Origin of the sequence: Candidatus Burkholderia verschuerenii (assembly GCF_001189365.1) — a bacterium.
GTDB lineage: Bacteria > Pseudomonadota > Gammaproteobacteria > Burkholderiales > Burkholderiaceae > Caballeronia > Caballeronia verschuerenii.
The window spans coordinates 1-8,628 of the sequence record NZ_LFJJ01000224.1 but is presented as its reverse complement, the minus strand read 5'-3'; the positions used below and the strand labels follow the sequence as shown (position 1 = coordinate 8,628).

The 8,628-nt window shown below is 61.9% G+C and carries 6 protein-coding genes and 1 pseudogene; all 7 read right to left on the bottom strand.

The features are described from left to right. Positions 1 to 194: 194 nt before the first annotated feature. Positions 195 to 2,912: an aconitate hydratase AcnA gene (gene acnA / locus BVER_RS25635; protein ID WP_050455657.1), complete on the bottom strand. Its 2,718-nt coding sequence runs from the start codon at positions 2,910 to 2,912 to the stop codon at positions 195 to 197. A gap of 85 nt (positions 2,913 to 2,997) precedes the next feature. Then, positions 2,998 to 4,449, bottom strand: coding sequence for a bifunctional 2-methylcitrate dehydratase/aconitate hydratase (locus BVER_RS25630; RefSeq protein ID WP_050455656.1), 1,452 nt, complete (start codon positions 4,447 to 4,449; stop codon positions 2,998 to 3,000). Between the two features lie 39 nt (positions 4,450 to 4,488). Further along, a complete protein-coding gene (locus tag BVER_RS25625) occupies positions 4,489 to 5,013 on the bottom strand; it encodes a hypothetical protein (RefSeq protein WP_050455655.1) in 525 nt (174 codons plus the stop codon). A gap of 86 nt (positions 5,014 to 5,099) precedes the next feature. Next, entirely contained in the window at positions 5,100 to 6,272 is a 1,173-nt protein-coding gene (prpC, locus tag BVER_RS25620) for a bifunctional 2-methylcitrate synthase/citrate synthase (protein WP_050455654.1), read from the bottom strand. 74 nt (positions 6,273 to 6,346) lie between these two features. After that, positions 6,347 to 7,336 (bottom strand): HpcH/HpaI aldolase/citrate lyase family protein, encoded by a 990-nt coding sequence (locus BVER_RS25615; protein WP_050455658.1) that lies wholly within the window; start codon positions 7,334 to 7,336, stop codon positions 6,347 to 6,349. Positions 7,337 to 7,483: 147 nt separating this feature from the next. Continuing rightward, positions 7,484 to 8,473, bottom strand: a complete 990-nt coding sequence (locus tag BVER_RS25610; protein ID WP_050455653.1) for a malate dehydrogenase — start codon at positions 8,471 to 8,473, stop codon at positions 7,484 to 7,486. A 29-nt stretch (positions 8,474 to 8,502) separates the two neighbouring features. After that, positions 8,503 to 8,628: pseudogene (locus BVER_RS32890) on the bottom strand (IS5/IS1182 family transposase); the annotation flags it as partial.

The following is an 8,628-nucleotide window of genomic DNA, read 5'->3' as shown; positions in this document are numbered from 1 at the left end:
CTCCACGCTTCCTCCCCACGGTCGGTCGCCCTTCCGCAGTTGCGCTTCACTTCGCTCGCTGTGGTCAACTTGCCGCGCGACTTGCACCCGCAAGAGTGCGCCCATGCTGGGCGCACAAGAAAAACCCGGCATCAGCCGGGTCCAATGTTCCCGCGTCCTTGCGGGCGCGGTCACCTGCAAAACAGCTACAACGCTTACGCCGCGAGCAGCGAGCGCAGCACGAACGGCAGAATGCCACCGTGCTTGTAGTAGTCCACTTCGATCGGCGTGTCGATACGCAGCAGCACCTGCACGCGATCGTCCTTGCCGTCCTTGCGATGGATCACGAGCGTGACTTCCTGTTGCGGCTTGAAGTCGTCGCCGAGACCTTCGATGTCGTAGGTCTCTTCGCCCGTGATATTCAGCGACTGGATGCTGTCCGCGCCCTTGAACTGCAGCGGCAGCACGCCCATGCCGACCAGATTCGAGCGATGGATACGCTCGAAGCTGCGTGCGACGACGGCCTTCACGCCGAGCAGTTGCGTGCCCTTCGCGGCCCAGTCGCGCGACGAACCCGTGCCGTACTCTTCGCCCGCGAACACGATGGTCGGCGTGTCGGCGTCGATGTACTTCATCGCGGCGTCGTAAATCGACAACTGTTCGCCGCTCGGCTGATGGATCGTCAGGCCGCCTTCGACGCGCGTGCCGTCGGCCTTCGCCGGGATCATCAGGTTCTTGATCCGGACGTTGGCGAAGGTGCCGCGCATCATCACGTCGTGATTGCCGCGACGCGAGCCGTAGCTGTTGAAGTCGGCCTTCTGCACGCCGTTTGCCTTCAGCCACACGCCAGCAGGCGAGGTTTCCTTGATCGAGCCCGCCGGGCTGATGTGGTCGGTCGTCACCGAATCGCCGAAGATGCCGAGCGCGCGTGCGCCCTTCACTGCAGGGATCGAATCGGCCGGTTTCATCGAGAAATCGCTGCCGAAGAACGGCGGCTCGGCGATATATGTCGACTTCGGCCAGTCGTAGACTTGACCGCTTTCGCCCGCGATCTTGCTCCACAGGTCGCCGTCCTTGGTGAGCTGCGAGTAGTTCTCGCGGAACGCCTTGGCGTCGAGCGCGAACTTGAGCAGCGCGTGGACTTCGTCGCTGGTCGGCCAGATGTCGCCGAGATAGATGTCGTGACCGTCACGGCCCTTGCCGACCGGTTCCGTCATCAGATCGCGCGTGATATTGCCCGCGATCGCGTACGCTACGACCAGCGGCGGCGAAGCCAGGAAGTTCGCGCGGATATTCGGGTGAATACGCGCTTCGAAGTTACGGTTGCCGGACAGCACGGCTGCCGCGACCACATCGTTCTTCACGATGGCGTCGTTCAGTTCCGGCGTCAGATCGCCCGCGTTGCCGATACACGTCGTGCAGCCGTAAGCGGCGAGCGTGAAGCCGAGCTTGTCGAGATACGGCAGCAGGCCCGTCTTCGTCAGATATTCCGTGACGATGCGCGATCCCGGCGCCAGCGACGTCTTGATATGCGGCGCGACCGTCAGACCAGCTTCGACGGCCTTCTTCGCGAGCAGACCGGCGGCCAGCAGCACGCTCGGATTCGACGTGTTCGTGCACGACGTGATCGCGGCGATCAGCACGTCGCCGTTCTTCAGGTTCACGCCGTCGGTCGTCTTGTAGTTCGTCGCAAGTTCGGCGGCCTTCTTGTTGAAGCCATTTTCGCCGACCGGCTTCGAGAACAGGTCTTCGAACGTGCTCTTCACATTGCCGATTTCGATACGGTCTTGCGGACGCTTCGGACCCGCCAGCGACGGCGCGACGGTCGACAGATCGAGCGTCAGCGTCTTCGTGTAGTCGATATCGCCGGCCTTCGGCACGCCCCACAGCTTCTGCGCCTTGAAGTACTTCTCGAAGGCGGCGATTTCCGCGTCGGTGCGGCCCGTGCCCTTGAAGTAGTCGATGGTCTTTTCGTCGACCGGGAAGAAGCCCATCGTCGCGCCGTATTCCGGCGCCATGTTGCCGATGGTTGCGCGATCCGGCACGCCGATCGATGCCGTGCCTTCGCCGAAGAACTCGACGAACTTGCCGACGACCTTCTCTTTACGCAGCATTTCGGTGATGGTCAGCACGAGGTCGGTGGCCGTGCAGCCTTCGCGCAACTTGCCCTTCAGCTCGACGCCGACGACATCCGGCGTCAGGAAGTACACCGGCTGGCCGAGCATGCCCGCTTCCGCTTCGATGCCGCCCACGCCCCAGCCCACCACGCCGATACCGTTGATCATCGTCGTGTGCGAGTCGGTGCCGACCAGCGTGTCCGGGTAGTAGACCGTGTCCTTGCCTTCGGTCTTCTTGTGGACGCCGCGCGCCAGATATTCGAGGTTCACCTGGTGCACGATACCGATGCCCGGCGGCACGACCTTGAACGTGTCGAATGCCTGCATGCCCCACTTCATGAACTGGTAGCGCTCGTTATTGCGCTGGAATTCCAGCTTCATGTTCAGGTCGAGCGCGTTCGGCTCGCGGAAGTGGTCGATCTGCACCGAGTGATCGACGACGAGATCGACCGGCACGAGCGGCTCGATCGCCTTCGGGTCCTTGCCCGCGCGCTTGGCGACGCCACGCATCGCGGCGATATCGGCGAGCAGCGGCACGCCGGTGAAGTCCTGCAGCACGACGCGCGCGACCACGAACGGGATTTCGTCGACGCGCGATGCGGTCGGCTTCCAGTTCGCCAGTTGCTCGATGTGCTCCTCGGTGATCTTCTTGCCGTCGTAGTTGCGCAGCACGGATTCGAGCACCAGACGGATCGAGACCGGCAGGTGCTGGATCTTGACCTTGAGGGCATCGCCGAGTTGCGGCAGCGAGTAGAACTTGGCTTTGCCGGAACTGCTGTCGAATTCCTTGAGCGTGTTATGGAGATTGTGGGCCATGTTGTTTTCCTTGGGCTAAACGAGGAAATAGCTTGCTTACTCTGGTTCCATGCCTGCGCAAGACGCCGAAGCGCCCGGCGTAGGGCTAGATTACGTACAGATCGACGTATTCATTCACCGGCATTGATTCTATCGTTGCCTGATCGAGCGATGCAGCGAGGATCGCCCGTTGTTGCTTCTGCGGGAAACGGCGTGCCAGATTCGTCCCGAATTTTCCGACGAGCAGCGGAATGCCCTCGCCGCGGCGACGCTTGTGACCGATCGGATACTCGACCGCGATTTCATCGAGCCTGCTGCCGTCCGTGAATTCCACGGTCAGCGCGTTGGCGATCGAGCGCTTGTCCGGATCGTGATAATTCTTCGTGTATTGCGGGTCTTCGACGCATTCCATCTTGTCGCGCAACGCGTCGATGCGCGGGTCCTGCGCGACGGCATCTTCGTAGTCGGCGGCGGTGAGGCGGCCGAAAATCAGCGGCACGGCGATCATGTACTGAATGCAGTGATCGCGGTCCGCCGGGTTGTTCAGCGGGCCTTTCTTATCGATGATGCGGATCGCCGCTTCGTGCGTGCGAATCGTGATCTTGCCGATGTCATCGACGGACTTGCCGGCTTTCTTCAACTGCTCGTGCAGGATCATCGCGGCTTCGGCGGCAGTTTGCGCGTGAAACTCGGCGGGGAACGAAATCTTGAACAGCACGTTTTCCATCACATACGTGCCGTACGGACGCTGGAACTCGAACGGTTTGCCCTTGAACAGCACATCGTAAAAGCCCCACGTCTTAGCGGTCAGCACGGACGGATAGCCCATTTCGCCGGTCTTCGCGATCAGCGCGAGACGTACGGCGCGGGACGTGGCATCGCCCGCCGCCCACGACTTGCGCGAGCCGGTATTCGGCGCATGACGATACGTGCGCAGCGCCTGGCCGTCGACCAGCGCGAGCGATACCGCGTTGATCAGCTCGTCGCACGAGAGACCGATCATCTGCCCGACGACCGCCGTCGATGCCAGCTTGACGAGCAACACATGATCCAGCCCGACCTTGTTGAACGAGTTCTCAAGCGCAATACAGCCTTGAATCTCGTGCGCCTTGATCATGGCGACGAGCACGTCCTTCATCGACAAAGGCTGCTTGCCCGATGCGATCGCGCTGCGCGACAGCCAGTCGGCGGTCGCCAGAATGCCGCCGAGGCTATCCGACGGATGACCCCATTCGGCCGCGAGCCAGGTGTCGTTGAAATCGAGCCAGCGGATCATCGCGCCGATGTTGAACGCGGCCTGCACCGGATCGAGCTGAAACTGCGTGCCCGGCACCTTCGCGCCATTGGGGACGATCGTACCGGGCACGATCGGTCCCATCAGCTTGGTGCAGGCGGGGTAGGAGAGGGCTTCGAGTCCGCAACCGAGCGTGTCGATCAGGCAGTTGCGCGCCGTTTCGAGCGCAAGCGTGCTGTCGACCTGGTAATGGAGAACATAGTCGACTATGTCTTCGAGTACCTTGTCCGGGGCAGGCCGGACATTGGAGATCGGTGCGGACATCGAGGATTCCTGTGTGAATGCTCTATATGCCGATAAGGCTTACTTCTGGGGAGCGATCAGCGGATTGTTCTTCAACGCTTCTGCCTGCGTCGGCGCGGTTGCGCCGGCAGCCATTTCGGCGGTCACGCACTCGTCGGCGAGACGCGATTCGTCCTTGTCGGAGAACAGCATCGCCTTCGTCGGGATCACGACCAGATCCATGCCGGATGCCGAATCGTGGAAGCGGTCGGCGCCGGTCGTCGTGTCCTGACGCGGCAATTTGTAATCTTTCTTCGCCCAGTTGACGGTGACGATCGAGTCACGCTTCATGTCACCTTTCAGATAGAAAGCCAGTCCGTCCTTGCAGGACCACTTCGTCGCGCCTTCCGGGATCGGATCGGTCTTCGCCGCCGCAGCCGCTTCGGCCTTGGGCTTGCGCTTGATGATGCGTCGTGCGGGAGCGGGGCGCTTGGCCTTGGCCGCGCTCGAGTCGGTCGTGGTCGTCGCGGCGAAAGCGTCGGCACTGACGAACACGCTGGTGGTTGCCAGTGTGCCGACGATTGCTGCGATCAGGAGTTTGTTCATCGATAAAACCTTTTCGAAAACTTGGGGTTGAGTGGCGATTGCTGCGCGGTGTGGAATTCCCTCGCGAATCCCGATCGCGCAGCCCGCTATTTTCGCTTATTTAGTGGCGTGAACTTCAAATTTTCCGGTCCGGTGTAATTCGCGCTCGGCCGGATGATCTTGTTGTCGATGCGTTGCTCGATGATGTGCGCGCTCCAGCCCGCCGTGCGCGAGATCACGAACAGCGGCGTGAACATCGCGGTCGGCACGCCCATCATGTGATACGACACGGCGCTGAACCAGTCGAGATTCGGGAACATTTTCTTCGCATCCCACATGACCGATTCGAGGCGCTCGGCGATATCGAACAGCTTGTTGTCGCCGGCTTCCTTCGACAGCTTTTTCGCGACGTCCTTGATCACCTTGTTGCGCGGATCGGAGATCGTATAGACCGGATGGCCGAAGCCGATCACGACTTCCTTCTTCTCGACGCGCTGCTTGATGTCGGCTTCGGCTTCGTCGGCATTGAGATAACGCGATTGAATTTCGAACGCGACTTCGTTCGCGCCGCCGTGCTTCGGGCCGCGCAATGCGCCGATGCCGCCCGCGATGGCCGAGAACATGTCCGAACCCGTGCCCGCGATCACGCGCGCCGTGAAGGTCGATGCGTTGAACTCGTGTTCGGCGTAGAGGTTGAGCGAAACGTGCATCGCGTCGACCCACGACTTCGACGGTTCCACGCCATGCAGCAGATGCAGAAAGTGGCCGCCAATCGAGTCGTCATCGGTTTCGACTTCGATGCGCTTGCCGTTGTGCGAGTAGTGATACCAGTAGAGCAGCATCGAGCCGAGCGAAGCCATCAGCTTGTCGGCGATATCTTTGGCGCCGGGGACGTTGTGATCGTCCTTCTCCGGCAGGATCGTGCCGAGCACGGAGACGCCGGTGCGCATCACGTCCATCGGATGCGCGGAAGCCGGAATCCATTCCAGCGCGGCTTTGAGATTCGCGGGCAGGCCGCGCATCGCTTTCAGTTTGGTCTTGTACGCTTTCAGTTCGGCGACGGTCGGCAGCTTGCCGTGCACCAGCAAATAAACGATTTCCTCGAACTCGGAAGTCGTCGCGATATCGAGAATGTCGTAGCCGCGATAGTGCAAATCGTTGCCGGTCTTGCCGACGGTGCACAGCGCGGTATTGCCCGCCGTCACGCCCGACAGCGCGACGGATTTCTTCGGTTTGAAACCGCCGGTGGCGGGTGCTTCGGTCGATGCGGTATCGCTCATACTCTCGAGTCTCCTGGTCAGTGCTCGTGATGCGGCGTTACTTTTCGTGCTTCTTCCAATGCGTTTTGATCAGCTCACGCGGCGAACCATGCGGCGCATTCGTCGGGCATCGCGTGGCCGGTTGCCTGCGCGCGGCGCAGAACCGACCAGTAATAGCGATAACTCGCGCGATCGTGCAGCGTGTCGCCGTGGCGCGTCGGGCCCCAGTCCGCGCGTTGCGCCGCCAGCAGAATCTCGGCGGCGAGCGCGATTTCTTCGTCGCGCGGCGTGAAGGCCGCGGTGATCGGCTTGATCTGCTCCGGATGGATGCTCCACATCCGCGTGTAGCCGAACTCGTTGCGGGCGCGTGCGGCATCGCTCGCGACGACGCTCATCTCGCGCACTTCCGTCGATACGTTGTGCGATGGCACTTTACCGTGCGCGTGACACGCGGCCGCGATCTCCAGCTTCGCGCGCCGCACCAGCGGATGATCGAACTGGCCGGGCGAGCGCATCGCGGAATCGGGGATGGCGCCGTTGTGCGCGGAAACGAAGTCCATCAGCCCGAAACTCAGCGATTCGACGCCCGGCAACGCGGCGAGTTCGAATGCATCGGCGAGCGCGCCGTGAGTTTTGATCAGCAGATGGCAGGGAATGGCTTGCGCGATGCCGTACTCCGCGCGCGATGACTCGATGAAAGCGATTATCTCGGCGGCATCGAAGACGCTGCGGATTTTCGGCAGCATGACGAAGGCGGGCGGTTTTTTCGCCTGACGCAGGATGATGCGCACGTCGTCGCGCCACGCGCGATGCGCGAAGTCGTGGATGCGCACGCCCACGCGCCCGAAGCGGTCTTCCTCGCCGCCCACGAACGACGCGACCATTTCCGCGTGTTCGACTTCGCGGCCCACTTGCGCGCCGTCTTCGCAGTCCAGCGTGATATCGAATACCGGCCCGAGTTGCGCCTGCAACGCCAGCGATTTCCGGATGAGCTTTTCGCTGCCCGCGTAGTGATCGCAGGGCGGCAGCACGGCGGGCTGAGCTTCGCCGTCAAACAGCACTTCGGCGGGAGTGAGGGCAGGCATCGTCGGCGTCGGATCCGATTTTGGGGATGGAAAGTCGGTCTTGCTCAATGCTTCTGATTCGAACGCGCTCGAAGTATGTTCAAGCGCGCTCGAATCAGGCGGAAAGCCCGCTGGCTCTCCGCGCGATATCGCGATGATGTGCGATGCTTACTTGCCCAGCAGATGCGCAACGCCGTCGCGCTCTTCGAGCAGTTCGTTCAGCGTGCCGTCCATCTTTTCGCGCGAGAACGCGTCGATTTCCAGGCCTTCGACGCGCTTGTACTCGCCGTTTTCGCACGTCACGGGCACGCCGTAGAGGATGTCTTCCGGAATGCCGTACGAGCCATCCGACGGAATGCCCATCGTGACCCACTTGCCGTTCGTGCCGAGCACCCAGTCACGCACGTGGTCGATCGCAGCGTTCGCCGCCGATGCCGCCGACGACAGGCCGCGCGCTTCGATGATCGCCGCGCCGCGCTTGCCGACCGTCGGGATGAACGTGTTGCGGTTCCACTCGTCGTCGTTGATGAGCTTGGTCAGGTTCTCGCCGCCGGCCGTCGCGAAACGGAAGTCCGGGTACATGGTCGGCGAGTGATTGCCCCACACGGCGAGCTTTTCGATCGACGCGACCGGCTTGCCCGACTTGGCGGCCAGTTGCGACAGCGCGCGGTTGTGGTCCAGACGCAGCATGGCGGTGAAGTTCTTCTTCGGCAGATCCGGCGCCGACTTCATCGCGATGTAGGCGTTCGTGTTGGCCGGGTTGCCGACCACCAGCACCTTGACGTCGCGGCTCGCCACGTCGTTCAGCGCCTTGCCCTGAACCGTGAAGATTTCGGCGTTGGCCGACAGCAGGTCCTTACGCTCCATGCCCTTCGAACGCGGACGGGCGCCGACCAGCAGCGCGACGTCGGCATCCTTGAACGCGACGCGCGGATCGTCCGTCACGACGACGCTTTCCAGCAGCGGGAATGCGCAGTCTTCCAGTTCCATCACGACGCCCTTGAGCGCGCCTTGCGCTTGCGGCAGGTCGAGCAATTGAAGGATCACGGGCTGGTCTTTGCCGAGCAGCAGATCGCCATTGGCGATACGGAACAGCAGCGAGTAGCCGATTTGACCTGCGGCGCCGGTTACGGCAACGCGCTTTGCGGACTTAGCCATTGAGAACTCTCCTGACGGTGCGTGGAACGCTAGGTCCTGTTTACATTTAAGAGCGGCCCGAAGGCAGACACGATGGAGACAAAGGTGAGGTAGCTGTGGGCGAGTTTGTCATATCGAGTGGCGACGCGACGAAAATGCTTGATACGCTTAAAGAA

What these genes read in the sequence shown, in the direction of transcription:
- BVER_RS25630 (WP_050455656.1), bottom strand. Translation starts at nt 4,449, where the DNA reads ATGTCCGCACCGATCTCCAATGTCCGGCCTGCCCCGGACAAGGTACTC.
- acnA (WP_050455657.1), bottom strand. Translation starts at nt 2,912, where the DNA reads ATGGCCCACAATCTCCATAACACGCTCAAGGAATTCGACAGCAGTTCC.
- BVER_RS25625 (WP_050455655.1), bottom strand. Translation starts at nt 5,013, where the DNA reads ATGAACAAACTCCTGATCGCAGCAATCGTCGGCACACTGGCAACCACC.
- BVER_RS25610 (WP_050455653.1), bottom strand. Translation starts at nt 8,473, where the DNA reads ATGGCTAAGTCCGCAAAGCGCGTTGCCGTAACCGGCGCCGCAGGTCAA.
- prpC (WP_050455654.1), bottom strand. Translation starts at nt 6,272, where the DNA reads ATGAGCGATACCGCATCGACCGAAGCACCCGCCACCGGCGGTTTCAAA.
- BVER_RS25615 (WP_050455658.1), bottom strand. Translation starts at nt 7,336, where the DNA reads ATGCCTGCCCTCACTCCCGCCGAAGTGCTGTTTGACGGCGAAGCTCAG.